We start from the raw sequence: 16,506 nt of genomic DNA on the forward strand, positions 1-16,506 counted from the left end.
AAGCCTAGATCCCGGCCCCGCACCGCCCCGGACCCGGCCGTGTGTACTCGGGCGTACCTGAGTACGCGCGCTCTGTCCGGTGCCGCCGCGCGGCGACAGGGTGGGGGACATGAGCCAAGGACTCCTGAACCCCGTTCTCCGGACGCTGCCGCTCCTCGCGTCGGCGGCGGCCGCCGTGACGGCCTGGGCCGCCTGGCTGGGCTGGGACCAGCAGCGGGACGTGCGGCCGGACGGCACGACGACCGGCCCCTACGCGGCATGGCAGGTGATCGGGCTGGTCCTGACCCTGCTGGTCCCGGTGTGCTGGGCCGCGGCCCGCCGCCACACGGCGAGCGCGGTCCTCGGCACCCCGGCCGGCCTGGCGGTCGCCGCCGCCTACGACTGGTCGGACGACTCCAGCGGCCTCTTCGCGATCGGCGTGGGCCTGGTCCTGGTCGGCGGCCTGGCCGCGACCGCCGCCGTCTCCGGTGTGGTCGCCGTCGTGCGGCGGGGCTCGTAGGAGACCGGTCAAGGCCGTAGGACGGGCACGCTCACCCACGCCCTCCCGCCAGGCCCGTCAGCGTCCCGTCAAGGTCGCCCGGCTCGCCGTCAGCATCCCGTCAGGGCGGGTCCGGCGGCCGGGGGCACCGGGCATAACGTCGACGCGAGCCCCGGCCCGCCTCCCCGCCGCCGGGGCGTCCCAGACCACTCCTTCCTGCCTTCCGGGAGGCACCCCCATGGCAGAACTCCGCTACGGCGACGACCCCGAGCCCTCCGATCGGTTCCCGGCCGGACCCCTGTACGTCCCGGTCCGGCCGGGCACCTCCGGGTGTGCGGCCCGGCTCTTCCGTACCCCGCTCGGCGAGCGCACCGCCGTCGGCTTCACCTCCCCGCGCCGGCTGACCGCCACCCTCGGCCCCGGCCAGCCCTGGATCCGGCTCGCCGAGCCCGCGCTGCGCGCGCTGACCGCTCCGCTCGGCATCGCCACCGTCACGGTGGACCCGCAGTTCACCGCCCCGGCTCCCGCGCCGGTCGCCCCGGTCACGCACGAGATCCCCGCGCTGCGGACCGCCTGAGGGAGGCAGCCACGATGACCACGGTTCACGAACCCACCACTGCGGCCGGCCTGTCGGTGTGGCCCGCCTCCACCACCGGATCCCCGCACGGCGACCTCGCGGTGGGCGGCGTCCCGCTCGCCGAGGTCGCCGACCGCTTCGGCACCCCCGTCTACGTCCTGGACGAGGCCGAGGTCCGCGACCGCTGCCGCACCTACCGGGGCGCCTTCCCCGACGCCAAAGTCCTGTACGCGGCCAAGGCGTTCCTGTGCCGGGCGATGGCCCGCTGGATGGACGAGGAGGGCCTCGGGCTCGACGTCTGCTCCGCCGGGGAACTCGAACTCGCCGTCACCACCGGCTTTCCGCCCGAGCGGATCGTGCTGCACGGCAACGCCAAGTCCCCGCGCGACCTGGACACCGCCCTGCGCCTCGGTGTCGGGCGCATCGTCATCGACAGCCCCGCCGAGATCGCCCGGCTGGCCGCCGCCGTCGGCCCGGACGGCCACCAGAAGGTCATGGTCCGGGTCGTCCCCGGCATCAGCGCGGGCGGCCACGAGAAGATCCGCACCGGCACCGAGGACCAGAAGTTCGGCATGTCCATCGCCGACGGCTACGCCCAGCACGCCATCGCCCGCGTACTCGACCAGCCGCAGCTCGAACTCACCGGACTGCACTGCCACCTGGGCTCGCAGATCACCAGCGTCAAGCCGTACCTCGTCGCCGTACGCCGCCTGGTCGGCCTGATGGCCCGGCTGTACGAGCAGCACGGACTGGTCCTGCCCGAGCTCGACCTCGGCGGCGGCCACGGCATCGCCTACCGCCCCGGCGAGGAGGCCCTGGACCTCACCGCGCTGGCCCGCAGGGTCCGCGCCGAACTCGCCGACGCCTGCGCCACGGCCGGCCTTCCGGCCCCGCGCCTGATCATCGAGCCGGGGAGGGCCATCGCCGGCCCGGCGGGCATCGCCGTCTACCGCGTCCTGTCCGTCAAGCACACCGGCGAGCACGTGTTCGTGGCCGTCGACGGCGGCATGAGCGACAACCCGCGCCCGGCCCTGTACGGCGTCCGGTACGCACCCCGGCTGATCGGCCGGCACAGCACCGCGGCCCCCGCCCGGGTGACCGTGGTGGGCCGGCACTGCGAGGCGGGCGACGTCCTGGCCGCCGGCGTGGACCTCCCGGCCGACGTACGCCCCGGTGACCTGCTCGCCGTACCCGTGGCCGGCGCCTACCACCTGTCCATGGCCTCCGGCTACAACCTGGTCGGCCGCCCGCCCGTGGTCGCCGTACGCGACGGCCTCGCCCGGCTCCTGGTCCGCCGCGAGTCGCTGGCGGACATCCGCAGCCGCGACGTGGGCCTGTGACCCTCCGGAACTCCGCCTTGCCCGTTCGGGTGACAGCGATCGAGTCGCCGGGAGGGCAAGGCGGTTGAGCCCTGCGTCGGACGGCCGAGGACATCCGACACCACGGGAAGCGGCACGCAGACCGAGATCGCCACGAGCGAGGGCGGGGAACGTACGACGCCGGTGAACAAGGCGATCAACGCGGGCCACGAGATCACCGTCGTGCGCAACCGCGCGGGCCCGCCCCCGCTCACCCCACCGCCCCCGGCGCGCCACCCCACGGCCCCCGGCCGCCCCTGTGGCAACGCCGCCGCGCATGGCTGCCGGCGGCGGGACTGGCAGCCGCGACGACGATCTCCGTCCCCTTCCTGCCACGCCTGACGGACGCCGCCGACACCGAGCGTCCCCGGCCGCACCTGACCCGCGCCACGGACCCCTGCACGACCGAGGAAGCCCGAAGGCCACGGCACGGGTGCGGACGGAAGGCGCCGTCACCGTCGTGGACGGGCCCCCGGAGAGCGGCACCTGCGAGCGCCTGCTCGCGCCGGCCGGCGACGACGTCACCGTGACGGTCAGCGCACCTGGACGTCGTCGTCCCCTTCGACCGCGGCCGGCCCCTCTCCGCCACCGACGGCATCCCGACCCGCGTCCAGGGCCGCCCGGCCCTCGTCCAGCCGGAGGCGGACGGCCCCGACATGTGCCGGGCGAGGGCGGCACAACGCACGTACACCGACGACCGACACCACGAGACGACCGAGACCCTGACGATCGTGGTCCGAGGCGAGGCGCCGGACAAGGACCTCTGCCGGATGGCCATGGGTCTGGCGAGCGGGGCGGCGCGGAGGTTGCCGGGGCCCGGGTGAGCGCGGATCGATTTCCACGGACAGGGGGTCGCGACCCGGGAACCCTTCGCGCACTGGTGGAGATCACATGGCGGCCGGGGCCTTCTTGTACCAGTCCGTGATCACCTTGGTGAGGTGCACGACGTTCTGCTGCCGCATGATCGGGGCGGAGGCGTTCGGCTCGAAGTCCTCGTTCGCGGCCGTGGTACGCCAGATGCTGTCCTCGGTGACCGGGGCGCTCATGTGCCGGTCGAGCCGCTTGAAGAACTCCTGGATGTCACCGTCCTCGGCGCCGTCCTCCCGCAGGTTGCGATAGACGCCGCCCAGGACGCGGAGCATGCCCACCGAGCCCAGGAGCGAGGACTCGCGCAGCCTCATGGCGTTGGTGGGGGGCGCCGGCGGCTCGTTCTTCCTCTTCTCGGAGAGCGAGGGGTCGTAGTTGTCCACGTCCTCCTCGGTGATCTCCGCGAGTGCGGTGAACGCGACGGAGATGACGTCCAGGAAGCCGCGGACGCTCTCGATGACCTCGTTGTCGGTCAGCGACTCGACCTTCTTGCTGACGCGGCCACCGGGGCCGGCGATGACGGCCCGCGTGATGTCGGCGACGTGCTTGGCGCCCATCAGGTTGCGGTTGGCCAGGGTCATCCGGTCCCGTTCGATGTCGATCTTGCCCAGGAAGAGGGGGTGGGTGACGATGTCGCTGAGCGTGCGGTTGGCGATGCGCGAGGTGTCGAAACGGGCCCGGACGGCACCGGAGATGCCCTTGGCGTTGTCCGCGACGTCGACGAACATCTGCTGGCCCTTGACGCCGTCGCGCTCCACGTAGATGTCGATGCCGACGAACTCGTCCTTGAGCCGCTGCATCCGGCCGATCAGAGCCTCGCGGTCCTGCTCCAGCTTCGCCTTCTTGGTCTCGTTGGCGCGGAGGATCTCCCGGTCGATGCGGGAGACCTCGTCCGTGATGCGCTTCTTCTCCAGGTGGACCCCGAGGATGCGGTGCTGGCCGTCGATCGTGATCAGGCGCCCGATACCGCCGATGGACCAGGGGACGGTGAGGTAGCCCACCGAGCCGTCCTCGCTGATCGGCTCGAAGCGGCAGCTGCCGGTGTCGCGGATGAGGAGCGCCGGAGCCACCCAGCCGGGGTTGTCCGCGAGGTACTGGCCGAAGCCCTTGGCGTGGTTGATGTCCACCTTGCGGTTGTCCGGATCCGGCTTGGCGGGGTCGGGGATGGTGAGGATGACCGAGAGGTCGGCGAGCGGGATGCGCGTCGTGTAGACGGTCCGACCGCCCTGGCTGGTGCGGATCGCCAGATAGGTGGACTCCTCGCGCACGAGCGAGAGGCGCGACGAGTCGACAGTGATGCTCAAGGTCAATGTCCTTCACGGGCAGGTGACTTGCTACACAGCGCACCCAAGCACGGAGGACGACGACTTATCCAACTGATCATCAAATTGTCGCTCTAATCAAGCGTTTAGGGCACAAGACGCGTACTCATCTGATAGTCGCGGATGCGGCGACCGCGTCGGCCGGCGCCCGAGCCCACCGACGCCGACTGGGCCTGAACTGTGCGTTTCACTGGTCTGAAGCCTCTGCCGAGCGGCTGAAACCGTTCTGAAGCCGCGCTGAACCGCCTCGGCCGCACGCTCTGGGGCATGACGACGACGGACCAGGAATTCGCGATCGCGGCCACCGGGCTGCGCAAGGCCTACGGGGACAAGACCGTCCTCGACGGCATCGACATCCACGTGCCCACCGGCACGATCTTCTCGCTGCTCGGGCCGAACGGCGCCGGCAAGACCACGGCGGTCAACATCCTGTCCACCCTGATCTCCGCCGACGGCGGGCAGGCGCGGATCGCCGGGCACGACCTCACCGCCGAGGCCCAGTCGGTGCGTGCCGCGATCGGGGTCACCGGTCAGTTCTCCGCCGTGGACGGGCTGATCACCGGCGAGGAGAACATGCTCCTGATGGCGGACCTGCACCACCTGTCCAAGCGTGAGGGGCGGCGGGTCACCACCGAGCTGCTGGAGCGCTTCGACCTCACCGAGGCCGCGAAGAAGCCCGCCTCCACCTACTCCGGCGGCATGAAGCGCCGCCTCGACATCGCCATGACCCTGGTCGGCAGCCCGCGGATCATCTTCCTCGACGAGCCGACCACCGGACTCGACCCGCGCTCCCGCCACACCATGTGGGGGATCATCCGCGAACTGGTCTCCGGCGGTACGACCGTCTTCCTCACCACCCAGTACCTGGAGGAGGCCGATCAGCTCGCCGACCGCATCGCGGTGCTCAACGGCGGCAAGCTCGTCGCCCAGGGCAGCGCCGAGGAGCTGAAGCGGCTCGTCCCCGGCGGTCACGTACGGCTGCGGTTCTCCGACCCGGTGGCGTACGAGCGGGCGGCCACCGCACTGCGCGAGACCACCCGGGACGACGACGCGCTCACCCTGCAGATCCCCAGCGACGGCAGCCAGCGCGAGCTGCGCGCCATCCTCGACTGGCTGGACGCCGCCGGCGTCGAGGCCGGCGAACTGTCCGTGCACACCCCGGACCTGGACGACGTGTTCTTCGCCCTGACCGGCGACACCGCTACCGCCACCACCGCCTCCGCCGACAAGGAGACCGTCCGATGAGCGCCGCCACCCACGCCTTCCGCGACAACCTCACCATGCTGCGGCGCAACCTCCTGCACGCCCGCCGCTACCCGTCCCTCACCCTGAACCTCCTGCTCACCCCGGTCATCCTGCTGCTGCTCTTCGTCTACGTCTTCGGTGACGTGATGAGCGCCGGCATCAACGGCGGCCACGCGGACCGTTCCGACTACATCGCCTACCTGGTCCCCGGCATCCTTCTGCTGACCGTGGCCATGACCTCGCTCGGCACCGCCGTATCCGTGTGCACCGACATGACCGAGGGCATCATGGCCCGGTTCCGCACCATGGCGATCTCCCGCGCCTCCGTGCTGATCGGCCATGTGATCGGCAGCGTGATCAAGACGCTGCTGGCTCTGGTGCTCGTCCTGGGCATCGGACTGGCCATCGGCTTCCGGCCCGACGCGACGCCGGTGGAGTGGATCGCGGCGGCCGGCCTGATGGCGCTGGTCAGCCTCGCGCTGACCTGGCTCGCGGTCGGCATCGGCCTGGTGAGCCCCAACCCCGAGGGTGCCAGCAACATCGGTACGCCCCTGGTGATGCTGCCGTTCCTGTCCAGCGCGTTCGTGCCGGTGGACGCCATGCCGGGCTGGTTCCGCTGGTTCGCCGAGTACCAGCCGTTCTCACCCGCCATCGAGACCCTGCGCGGGCTGCTGCTGGGCAGCGAGATCGGTACGAAGAACGCGGTGCTGGCCGTCGCCTGGTGCCTGGGGCTGAGCCTGCTGGGCTACCTGTGGTCCAAGGCGCAGTTCAACCGCGAGCCGCGGCGGTGAGTTCGCGCAGCGCCGCCGCTCGCAGCTCCTCCCGCCCCAGGGCGGCGTATCCCGACCTCGCGTCGGCGTACGCCGCCCTGTCGGCGTCCTCGGCCCTCTGCCGGGACCGGTCCGAGGACATGCTCGGGAACTCCCGCATCACCGGCATCCGCTCCGCCAGCGCCACCAGCCGTACGGCCGGCGTGTCGCCCCTGGCCAGCCCGGCGAGTCCGAGTGCCAGCAGGACCGTGCCGTACACCGGCAGTTCCACCGGGGACCTGTCGTCCGAAGAGCCGGACAGCATCCCGAGCAGCCGTTCCCGCAGCTGCTCGGCCAGTCCGGCCACCGGCTCCAGCCGGCCGTGGAGCGCGTGCGCCGCCAGCGCGGCCGACTGCACCTGGAGCAACCACTGATCCACGAACGGGTCGTCGGCCTGCAGCAGGCTGTCCTCCCGTATCCGCTCCACCGCCCGGCGCCACAGCCCGAGCCCGACCTCGGTCAGCCCCCGGGCCAGCGCGATCTCCGCCCGGGCGGACAGATCGGGGGTGTAGATCTGTGCGGCCTCGGGCTGCTGGTCCAGTGCCGCGAGTCCCAGCCAGTACTCCGCCTCGTCGACCTCCCCGCGCTGCAGACACGCGAGCACCAGCCCCCAGTGGACGCCGACCGAGTCCATCCAGTCGCTGAACCCACCGAACCCGTCCAGCGCGGCCCGCAGATGCTCGTACGCCTCCTCGCCGCGCTCGGTCCGCAGGCACAGCTCACTGATCCGCCCGTGACTGAGCAGCTGCATGGCCGGATTGCCCAGCGGCCCCAGCGCGTCGAGCATCCGGCGGGCGCACCGAAGCGCGTGCTCCGTCTCGTGCTCGGACTCCCACAGGTAGCTGGCGACGCCCGCCGCGACGCCCGCCACCATGGGCGCGTCGGCGTCGCACAGCTCCCGCAGCCGCGCGTACCGCGGCGGGTGCATGTCCGGGACGGCGCACAGCACGACGGCCGCCGCCCGTAGCAGGGTGTCCGGCGGGGCGGGCGGCAGCCGGCGCAGCGTGACGAGCTGGCGCAGGGCGTGCGGGCCGTAGCCCATGAAAAGGCTGGCCGTGCACACCGTCGCCGCCGTGCGGGCCGGCTCGACATCCTCGGGCCCGGGGCGGAAGTGGGACAGCGGCCCGCCGGTCTCGGCGGCGAGCGCGGCCAGCCGGGCGTAGTTGGTGTCGGTGGCCCACAAGGAGGACAGCACGGCGGTGAGCGCCGCGGTGGCGGGCCCGTCGGCGCGGGCCAGCGCGTGCCGAAGCGCCAGGACGAGGTTGTCCTGCTCGGCCCGGATACGGGTCCAGGAGGGCAGCGGATCGCCGCTGAACAGCACATCGTGGTGCGCACGGCCGAACTCCCGCGCCCAGCACAGGAACCGGTCGGTGACCGCCTCCTCCTCGCCGGCCTCGGCGCGCCGGGCGGCGCTGAACTCCCGTAGCGTCTCCAGCATGTGGAAGCGCACCCCGGAAGGGCTGTCGCCCACCTTGACCAGAGACTGGCCGGCCAGCTGCTCCAGCAGGTCGAGCGCGTCCCCGGTCCCGCCGAGCACGCACTCCGCCGCGTCCTCGGTGAAGCCCCCGGGGAACACGGACAGCGCCCGCAGCGCCGCCCGGCCGTCGGGCTCCAGCAGGTTCCAGCTCCACTCGACCACGGCCCGCAGCGTGCGATGCCGCTCGGGTACGTCGCGTGCGCCGCCGCGCAGCAGGGCGAAGCGGTCCCGGAGCCGGCGTGAGATGTCGGGCACGGACAGCACCCGCACCCGGGCCGCGGCCAGCTCCACGGCCAGCGGCAGCCCGTCCAGGTGCCGGCAGATCTCGGCCACCCCGTCGGCGGGCAGCTCCACGCCGGGCCGGGCGGCCCGCGCCCGCTGCTCGAAGAGTTCGACGGAGGTCGCGAGGGACAGCTCCGGCAGGGCGTACACGGACTCCGAGGTCAGCCCCAGCGGAGCCCGGCTGGTGGCCAGGATCCGCAGCTCCTTCGACCGCGAGACCAGCGCCTGTACGAGAGCGGCCACGCCGGTGACCACGTGCTCGCAGTTGTCCAGCACCAGCAGCGCGGGCCCGGTGCTCAGCGCGGTGACGATGCCGGCCGCCGCATCGCCGCCGGCGGTGAACTGCCGGCCTTCACCGGCGCCCACGGCCGACGCCACCTCCCCGGCCACGTCGTCGTCGGCCACGACACCGGCCAGCGCGACGAAGTGCACCACGGGCTGCTCGGCCGCCCGGCTCACCGCGTGGGAGAGACGCGTCTTGCCCAGCCCGCCGGGACCGACGACGGTGACCACCCGGGCCTCGCGCAGCAGCCCGGCCACGGCGGCGACGTCGGCGTCCCGCCCCAGCAGCGGGTTCGGCTCGTGCGGCACTCCCCGGCGGACCCGGGGCACGTCCGCGCTCAGCAACTCCTGGTACACGGACCTCAGCCGGGGGCCCGGGTCGGCACCCAACTCCTCACGCAGCCCGCGCCGGTAGACGTCGTAGCGGGTCAGCGCCGCGGCCCGCCCCGCCGTCGCGGCCTCGCAGCGCAGCAGCTCCGCCAGGACCTCCTCGTCCCGCGGCAGCTCCCGGGCCAGCCCGGCCAGCGGAGCCGCGGCCTCCTCCCGCCGCCCCAGCCGCGCGAGCGCGAGCGCGCGCGACCGGACCAGGGACCGGAGCGCCCCGACCCGTCCGGCACGCAGTACCACCACCGGATCGTGCGGATCCTCTCCCGGCCCGGCGCCCGCGCTCCCGTCCCACAGGGCCAGTCCCGCCTCGGCCTGCGCCAAGGCGCCTTCGTGGTCCCCCGCCCGCGCCCGCTCGGCACTCGCCGCCTCGTGCAGCAACAGCGCGGAACTGTCGACCTGCCTCTCCTCCAGCGCCAGCCGGTAGCCCGTCGGTGTGCTCACGACCAGGTCGGCACCCAGCTGCGCCCTGAGCCGCGACACGAGGACCTGCACCGCCTTGCCCGGCCGCTCCGGCAGCTCGTCCGGCCACAGACCCTCCACCAGCCGGCCCGTGCTGCATCCGGTACGCAGATCCTCGGCGAGCAACGCCAACAGCCCGCGCAGCCGGGGCGCGGTGATCTCCCGTCCACGACAGGCGACTCGGGGCAGCAGGGTCAGCTCGGTCGTCACCGGAGCAGACTAGCCATCAGCGTGCCCACCGCACCCCGTGGTGCTCTGGGGAAGCTCAGGAGAGCCCCGAGGCCCGGAGCACCGCCCGCACCGTCTCGTCGTCGATGCGATGGCCCAGCCGGTCGAGGACATCCGCTCCCTGGCGCAGCGTGCCGCGCTCCAGGGAGCGGCGTACGCCCGTGTCGAGTTCGTGCCAGAGCAGGGGGTCGGCGGCGAGGATCCGGGGGTCGAGTTCGAGGCGGTGCCCGTGGACGTCCCGGAGGACCAGGTGGGAGGAGGGGCCCTCGTACTGCCGTACGGCTGCCAGCGCGTCCGTACGGACCAGGTGCCGGCGCCAGGGTGTGCGTACCGCCAGCCAGCCGGGGCCCGCGCTCACCCGCGGGGGGAGCAGGACGGCGCACACCGCGGCCGACAGGGTCATCCAGAGGAGGGCGCGCAACGGCGTCAGGCTTCCCGCGTCCCAGTCGACCAGGAGACAGAAGAGCAGGGCGCAGCTCACCGCGAGCCGGGCGCTGCCACGCCAGTGGCGGTCGTCGGCCGAGCCCGCCGGTCCGCTCCGTCGCATGTCGCTGACGCTAGGCGGCCGTGCGGGGTCCGGCGACCGTTGCTTACGGGGCCCTGGCGCGGTACGGGTGAATCCTGACGGGATCCTGACGTGCCGCCCGAGCCGGTCCTCAGCCGGTGTGGACGCGGGGGCGGCGGGCGCGGTCCGGTTCCGCCTCGCGCAGCACCTCTCGGGTGACGGGGGCGACCTCGCCCTGGCCGAAGAGGAAGAAGCGGAGGAAGTTGGCGAAGGGGTTGCCCTCGGTCCACTCGAAGTAGATGTGCGGGGTGCAGCCGGTGGTGTCGCGGGCGTGCAGCAGGAGCGCGGCGAGGGCGTTGGGGATGGAGGAGGACTCCAGGGTCAGCACGCGGTAGCGGTTGTGCAGGACCTCGCCGCGTACGGTCAGGCCCGCCTCGAACTCGGAGGGGTCGGTGACCGTGACCTCGACGAAGACGAAGTCCTCCTGCTCGGGCATGTCGTTGTCGGCCCGGATCTGTTCGATCTTGTCGCGGTACTCGGCCTTGTCCCGCGCGTCGGGCTGGTTGGCGATGAACCGGATCTTGCGGCTGGCCATGTCCCTGATGAATCGTTCCGCCATGTCGTCCAGCGTCACGCTGGTCACGCGCAGCTCGAAGGCGCGGGCCAGCCGGGACGCCAGCGAGACCAGGATGATGCCGACGATGAAGCAGGCACCGATCTTCACACCGTCCGGGCGCTCGACGACGTTCGCGACGGTCACGTAGAGGAGGACGGCGGACACGGTCGCGAAACCGATGGTCCAGCCGCGCTGCCCGGCCCGGCGGGCGGCGATGGTCACCGCGATCGCCGCGGAGGACATCAGGACCAGGACACCGGTGGCGTAGGCGCCGCCCTGCGCGTTGACGTCGGCGTCGAAGATCCACGTCACCAGGAAGGCGACCAGGGTGAAGACGATCACCATGGGACGCACGGCGCGGGCCCAGTGCGGGGCCATGCCGTAGCGGGGCAGATAGCGGGGCATGAGGTTGAGCAGGCCCGCCATGGCGGAGGCGCCGGCGAACCACAGGATGGCGATGGTCGAGAGGTCGTAGACCGTGCCGAAGGCTCCGCCCAGGTACTCGTGCGCCAGATACGCCAGCGCGCGGCCGTTGGCCTTGCCGCCGTCCCTGAACTCGTGCTCCGGGATCAGCACCGTCGTGATGAAGCTGGTGGTGATCAGGAACACGCTCATGATCAGCGCGGCGGCCGTCAGCAGCTTCTTGGTGTCCCGGATACGACCCTTCGGCTGGTCCTCGGTGTCGTCCGGGTCGCCCTGGACGTGGGGCATGACGGCGACGCCGGTCTCGAAGCCGGAGAGGCCGAGGGCGAGCTTCGGGAAGACCAGCAGGGACACGGCGATCATGGCGAAGACGTTGCCGTGCTCGGTGGTCAGGGCGCTGGTCCAGTCGGTGACGACGTGCCCGGCGGTGAGCACGTGCCACAGCCCGACCACCACGACCACGGCGTTCAGGCCGAGATAGACCACCACCAGGGCCACCGCGACACCGATCGCCTCCAGGAAGCCCTTGAGGAACACCGCGCCCAGCAGGGCCACCAGCAGCAGGGTGATGAGCAGCTGCCGGCCGTGCAGGGTGCTGGTGAGGTGCGGGTTCTCGATGAGGTGCGTGGAAGCGTCGGCGGCCGACAGGGTGATGGTGATCAGGAAGTCGGTGGCCGCGAAGCCGAGCAGGGTGAGGACGAAGAGCTTGCCCTGCCAGAAGGAGAGGAGCCGCTCCAGCATCGCGATGGAGCCCTCGCCGTGGGGGCTCTCCTCCGCCACCCGGCGGTACACCGGGAGGGCGCCCGCCAGGGTGACGACGACGAGGACGAGGGTGGCGATCGGGGAGAGCAGGCCGGCCGCGAGGGCGGCGATACCGGGCTGGTAGCCGAGGGTGGAGAAGTAGTCGACGCCGGTCAGGCACATCACGCGGTACCAGCGCTGACCCTTGTGCGGGGGCTCCGGCTCGGCGTGCGGGCCGGTGTGGCCGCCGTGCTTGCCCATGTCGGACAGGCCCTCCAGCATCCACGTCCGCAGCCGGCTCGGCGGCGGCTGTTCGGTGGTGGCCATCGACGTGCTCTCCTGATGTGCGGCTCGGCGTGTGGTTCCGGCCATCACGCGGACGGCGGCACCAGCGTAAGCAGGGAGTCACACACGGGCCCATGGGTCATTCCACCGGGTGCGTCAAGCTTCCGTTAAGACCGGCGGGCTGAGCGCTGGCCGCGCATCAGGGTGCGAGGCGCTCTCTTGCGTGGAGGTCGACTGGGCCGTACGGGGGAGTCGGCGCCCGCTACGCGCGGACCCCGCTTCCGAGGGCGGCGATCTCGCGTACGGCGTCGGCGACGGCGCGGAAGTCCTTCTTCAGGATCGCGTCGTGGTTGCTGGCGACCTTCGCGCTGATGCGGATGTCCGGGTTGCGGGCGGTCACCGCGGCGAGGCCGGCGCGGATCCGTTCCTGCTCGTCACCCCTGCTTCCGAGGGACGTCCCCGAGGCGACCACGTACCGCGCCGGGACGGTGATGCTGTCCAGCACGGGGCCCAGCTCCCGCTCGCGGGCGAGCTTGCCGAGCTCGATGTTGCAGTCCGCCATCTGCTCGGCATTCATCCGCGGGGTCAGGCCCGTGGGGCGCAGCAGCGGCAGGAACCAGCCCATCCGCCGGAACATCCTCCGGATCCGCTGCTCCATGGCCTCGTCCAGCCAGTCGTACGGCTGCGCGCCGTCGACCAGGACCGCGCCCACGGTGCGGTCGGGATTGCGGCTGGCCCAGTGCGCCGCGACGAACGCTCCGTAGGACCAGCCCACCACCAGCGCCCGGTCCACGCCCCGGGCCGCGAGGACGGCGTCGACGTCCCGGACGGCGGCCTCGAAGGAGTAGTCCGCCGAACGCTTCGACTTCCTGCCGCGGGCCCGCTCGTCGTAGGTGATGTGCCGCCACCCCGTCCCCAGGTCGGCGAGGACCCGCCGCCAGTACCCCTGGGTGGCGAACTGGCCGTTGAGGTAGATCACGGGGATACCGGGCCCGCCGGTGTCGGTGACGGCCAGAGCCGTGTCGTCCACCGCCACCATGCCGGTCCACTTCGAATCGGTCGAGGACGTGCTGTTCTTCGTCACGGGGGTCCCCCTGGTCGCGTGAGGTGTCTCGTCAGAGGCTGTGGGCGGTGATGTCGCCGTGGGCGGTGGTGGCGCGGATGTCGAGTTCGGCGGTGCCGTCGTTCTTGAGGGCGTTGTTGATGCGGCCGTGGCCGGTGCCGGCGTCCAGGGCGGCCGAGACGCCTGCGGCGGCGGTGACCGAGATGTCCCCGGACTCGGTGCGGAGCACGACCGTGCCGCGCCCGGCCTCGGCGATCCGGATGTCACCCCGCGCGGTGCGGATCTGGGCGGAACCGGCCAGCCGGCCGATCTCGACGTCGCCGTCGATGGCGGTGAGGCGCAGGCTCGCGGCCTCGTCGATCTTGATCTGGTGGTACGCGCCGTCGAAGACGACGTCACCGAGCCGTCCGACACCGCGGAGCTCGGTGCCGGCCGTCTGGCCCTCGATGCGGGAGCCGGCGGGTAGCTGGACGGTGACCTCCACGGCTCCGGAGGGGCCGAAGAGCTGGTTCTTCGCCTCCGGGGCCGCGATCCGCAGGACGCCGTCGCCGTAGGCGACCTCGATCTGCTCGGCCGCCTTCACGTCGCGGCTCTTGGCGGCGTTCGCGGGCCGGATCTCGACCGTGGTGTCGGCCCGGTCGGCGGCGATCAGCTGGACGCGACCGGCGGGGATGTCCAGGACGGCGGAGATCGGGGCGGGGGTGTCGAACTTCTGCATCGTGCTCTCCTGTGCTCGCTCATTGTTTCCGACGACAGAAAAGCTACGTTGCATTCACAGATAAGGCAACAGACTCGTTGCGCGCGAGCAACATATGTGCAGGCCAGCGCTAAGAAATCGTTGCAACGGCCTTGCGTCTAACGCAACGGCACTCCGTATGTTCGTTGCAATGAAGGGGGCTGAACGCTATGCGCGCCTCAGCCGAGGCCGGGCACCACAGGTCGTGTGCGGACGACGGGGTGTAGCGCACGCCGCGCAGGGCGAGCGGGATCAGGGCGACGATGATCAGCGCGTTGAAGATGATCGCGGAGGTGATCGCGGAGGTCGGACTGTGCAGGCCCATGACGTTGAGGGACTCCAGGCCCGGGTACGAGCCCGCGAACATCGCCGGGATGATCGCGAAGTACTTCGCCACGTCGTTCGTGACGGAGAACGTGGTCAGCGCGCCCCGGGTGATGAGGAGTTGCTTGCCGATCTCGACGATCTCGATGAGCTTGGTCGGGTTGGAGTCGAGGTCGACCATGTTGCCGGCCTCCTTGGCGGCCGACGTACCGGTGTTCATGGCCGCGCCGACGTCGGCCTGAGCCAGCGCGGGCGCGTCGTTGGTGCCGTCGCCGGTCATGGCGACGAGCCTGCCGCCGGCCTGCTCCCGCTTGATGAGGGCGAGCTTGTCCTCGGGGGTCGCCTCGGCCAGGTAGTCGTCCACTCCCGCCTCCTGGGCGATGGCGCGGGCGGTGAGCGGGTTGTCGCCGGTGACCATGACCGTGCGGATGCCCATGCGGCGCAGCTCGGCGAAGCGCTCGCGGATGCCGTCCTTGACGACGTCCTTCAGGTGGATCAGGCCGAGGACACGCGGTCCGTCCCAGTCGTGCACGGCGACCAGCAGCGGGGTACCGCCGGAGGCGGCCACGGCGTCGGCGTACATCCGTGCTTCGGGCGGCACGTGGCCGCCGTACATCTGCACCCACTCGATGACCTGCTGGGCGGCGCCCTTGCGGATGGCGCGGACGGCGCCGCCCGCCCAGCGCAGGTCGGCCCCGCTCATCCGGGTCTGCGCGCTGAACGCCACCCAGCGGGCGTTCGCCAGCTCGCCCTCGGCGGGCGCCCGCAGCCCGTACCGGTTCTTGGCGAGGACGACGACGGAGCGGCCCTCCGGGGTCCCGTCGGCCAGGGACGACAGCTGGGCCGCGTCCGCGAGCCGGCGTTCGTCGATGCCGGGCAGCGGCACGAAGGCCGCGGCCTCGCGGTTGCCCAGGGTGATGGTGCCGGTCTTGTCCAGCAGGAGGGTGTTCACGTCCCCCGCCGCCTCCACCGCCCGGCCGGACATGGCGAGCACGTTGCGCTGCACCAGCCGGTCCATGCCCGCGATGCCGATCGCGGACAGCAGGGCGCCGATCGTGGTCGGGATGAGCGTGACGAGGAGGGCGACCAGCACGGTCGTGGACTGGGCGGCGTCGGCATATTCGGCCATCGGCTGCAGGGCGACCACGACCAGGACGAAGACGATCGTGAGGGAGGCCAGCAGGATGTTCAGCGCTATCTCGTTCGGGGTCTTCTGCCGGGAGGCACCCTCCACCAGGGCGATCATCCGGTCCAGGAAGCTGTGCCCGGGGCGGGCGTCGACCCGGACGACGATCCGGTCGGACAGGACCGTCGTACCGCCCGTGACCCCGCTGCGGTCCCCGCCCGACTCCCGGATGACCGGCGCCGATTCACCGGTGACGGCGGACTCGTCGACGGCGGCGACCCCGTCGATCACATCGCCGTCCGCCGGGATCGTCTCGCCCGCCTCGACCACCACGACGTCCAGGGGTTTGAGGGCGGTGGCGGCCACCGCCTCGGTACGGGCGGTGCGCGGATCGGTGCCGTAGCGCCAGTCGAGCACACGCAGCGCCACCGTGTCCGTGCGGGCTCTGCGCAGCGACTCGGCCTGCGCCTTGCCGCGGCCCTCGGCGACCGCCTCGGCGAGGTTGGCGAAGACCACCGTCAGCCACAGCCACAGGCTGATGACCCCGGTGAAGACGGCCGGGTGGAGCAGCGCCGACAGGGTGGTCAGGACCGCGCCGACGGACACCACGAACAGCACCGGGTTCCTGACCAGGGCACGCGGGTGCAGCTTGCGCAGGGCGTCGGGGAACGAGCGGACGAGCTGGGCGGGTTCGAACAGCCCGCTCGGTGCGCGGCGCCGCGCTCTTCTCTCCGGCCCGGTCCGGGGCGGGCGTGGGGGGCGTGACGGGGGAGCCTGCTCGGGGGCAGCGGGAAGCATGGACACCTTCGTGTCTCGTCGGCGGACAGGGGCTGTGGCCGCGGGCCGTGGGGGGGGGGGGGGGGGGGCGCCGGCCCCCGGCCGGCGGGCCGCCCGCCGGGCGGGCCGCCGGGCGCGG

General features: G+C 72.2%; 12 protein-coding genes. 5 read left to right on the top strand and 7 right to left on the bottom strand.

Annotated elements, in window-relative coordinates:
• The first annotated feature begins 109 nt into the window (after positions 1 to 109).
• The 3 genes from ABZ937_RS14435 to lysA all read left to right on the top strand — a co-directional run bounded on the left by ABZ937_RS14435 (position 110) and on the right by lysA (position 2,395).
• Positions 110 to 499 carry a hypothetical protein gene (locus ABZ937_RS14435; RefSeq protein ID WP_361690836.1) on the top strand — a complete coding sequence of 130 codons (390 nt, stop codon included), beginning with the start codon at positions 110 to 112 and terminating at the stop codon, positions 497 to 499.
• A gap of 217 nt (positions 500 to 716) precedes the next feature.
• Positions 717 to 1,055: an SAV_915 family protein gene (locus tag ABZ937_RS14440; RefSeq protein WP_361690840.1), complete on the top strand. Its 339-nt coding sequence runs from the start codon at positions 717 to 719 to the stop codon at positions 1,053 to 1,055.
• Between the two features lie 14 nt (positions 1,056 to 1,069).
• Complete coding sequence (gene lysA / locus ABZ937_RS14445; RefSeq protein ID WP_361690843.1) at positions 1,070 to 2,395, top strand: diaminopimelate decarboxylase; 1,326 nt, start codon at positions 1,070 to 1,072, stop codon at positions 2,393 to 2,395.
• 905 nt (positions 2,396 to 3,300) lie between these two features.
• Here lysA and ABZ937_RS14450 read toward each other — a convergent pair.
• On the bottom strand, positions 3,301 to 4,584 hold the full coding sequence (locus ABZ937_RS14450; RefSeq protein ID WP_361690846.1) for a DNA sulfur modification protein DndB: 1,284 nt from the start codon (positions 4,582 to 4,584) through the stop codon (positions 3,301 to 3,303).
• A gap of 285 nt (positions 4,585 to 4,869) precedes the next feature.
• Here ABZ937_RS14450 and ABZ937_RS14455 point away from each other — a divergent pair, with 285 nt between their 5' ends.
• Positions 4,870 to 5,847, top strand: a complete 978-nt coding sequence (locus ABZ937_RS14455) for an ATP-binding cassette domain-containing protein (protein WP_361690849.1) — start codon at positions 4,870 to 4,872, stop codon at positions 5,845 to 5,847.
• A complete protein-coding gene (locus ABZ937_RS14460) occupies positions 5,844 to 6,638 on the top strand; it encodes an ABC transporter permease (protein ID WP_361690852.1) in 795 nt (264 codons plus the stop codon). The genes ABZ937_RS14455 and ABZ937_RS14460 overlap by 4 nt, the downstream gene beginning before the upstream one ends.
• Here ABZ937_RS14460 and ABZ937_RS14465 read toward each other — a convergent pair.
• The 6 genes from ABZ937_RS14465 to kdpB all read right to left on the bottom strand — a co-directional run bounded on the left by ABZ937_RS14465 (position 6,616) and on the right by kdpB (position 16,388).
• Positions 6,616 to 9,753 carry a BTAD domain-containing putative transcriptional regulator gene (locus ABZ937_RS14465; RefSeq protein WP_361690855.1) on the bottom strand — a complete coding sequence of 1,046 codons (3,138 nt, stop codon included), beginning with the start codon at positions 9,751 to 9,753 and terminating at the stop codon, positions 6,616 to 6,618. The two genes, ABZ937_RS14460 and ABZ937_RS14465, sit on opposite strands and share 23 nt — an antisense overlap.
• Positions 9,754 to 9,808: 55 nt before the next feature.
• Positions 9,809 to 10,318 carry a hypothetical protein gene (locus ABZ937_RS14470; protein ID WP_361690858.1) on the bottom strand — a complete coding sequence of 170 codons (510 nt, stop codon included), beginning with the start codon at positions 10,316 to 10,318 and terminating at the stop codon, positions 9,809 to 9,811.
• A gap of 109 nt (positions 10,319 to 10,427) precedes the next feature.
• A complete protein-coding gene (locus ABZ937_RS14475; protein ID WP_361690861.1) occupies positions 10,428 to 12,383 on the bottom strand; it encodes an amino acid transporter in 1,956 nt (651 codons plus the stop codon).
• Between the two features lie 220 nt (positions 12,384 to 12,603).
• Positions 12,604 to 13,425: an alpha/beta hydrolase gene (locus ABZ937_RS14480; RefSeq protein WP_361690864.1), complete on the bottom strand. Its 822-nt coding sequence runs from the start codon at positions 13,423 to 13,425 to the stop codon at positions 12,604 to 12,606.
• A gap of 31 nt (positions 13,426 to 13,456) precedes the next feature.
• Entirely contained in the window at positions 13,457 to 14,122 is a 666-nt protein-coding gene (locus ABZ937_RS14485) for a DUF4097 family beta strand repeat-containing protein (protein WP_361690867.1), read from the bottom strand.
• Positions 14,123 to 14,231: 109 nt separating this feature from the next.
• Complete coding sequence (kdpB, locus tag ABZ937_RS14490; protein ID WP_361690870.1) at positions 14,232 to 16,388, bottom strand: potassium-transporting ATPase subunit KdpB; 2,157 nt, start codon at positions 16,386 to 16,388, stop codon at positions 14,232 to 14,234.
• Positions 16,389 to 16,506: the final 118 nt, after the last annotated feature.

The sequence above is a fragment of the Streptomyces sp. NPDC046727 genome (genome assembly GCF_040645635.1).
Classification (GTDB): Bacteria; Actinomycetota; Actinomycetes; order Streptomycetales; family Streptomycetaceae; genus Streptomyces.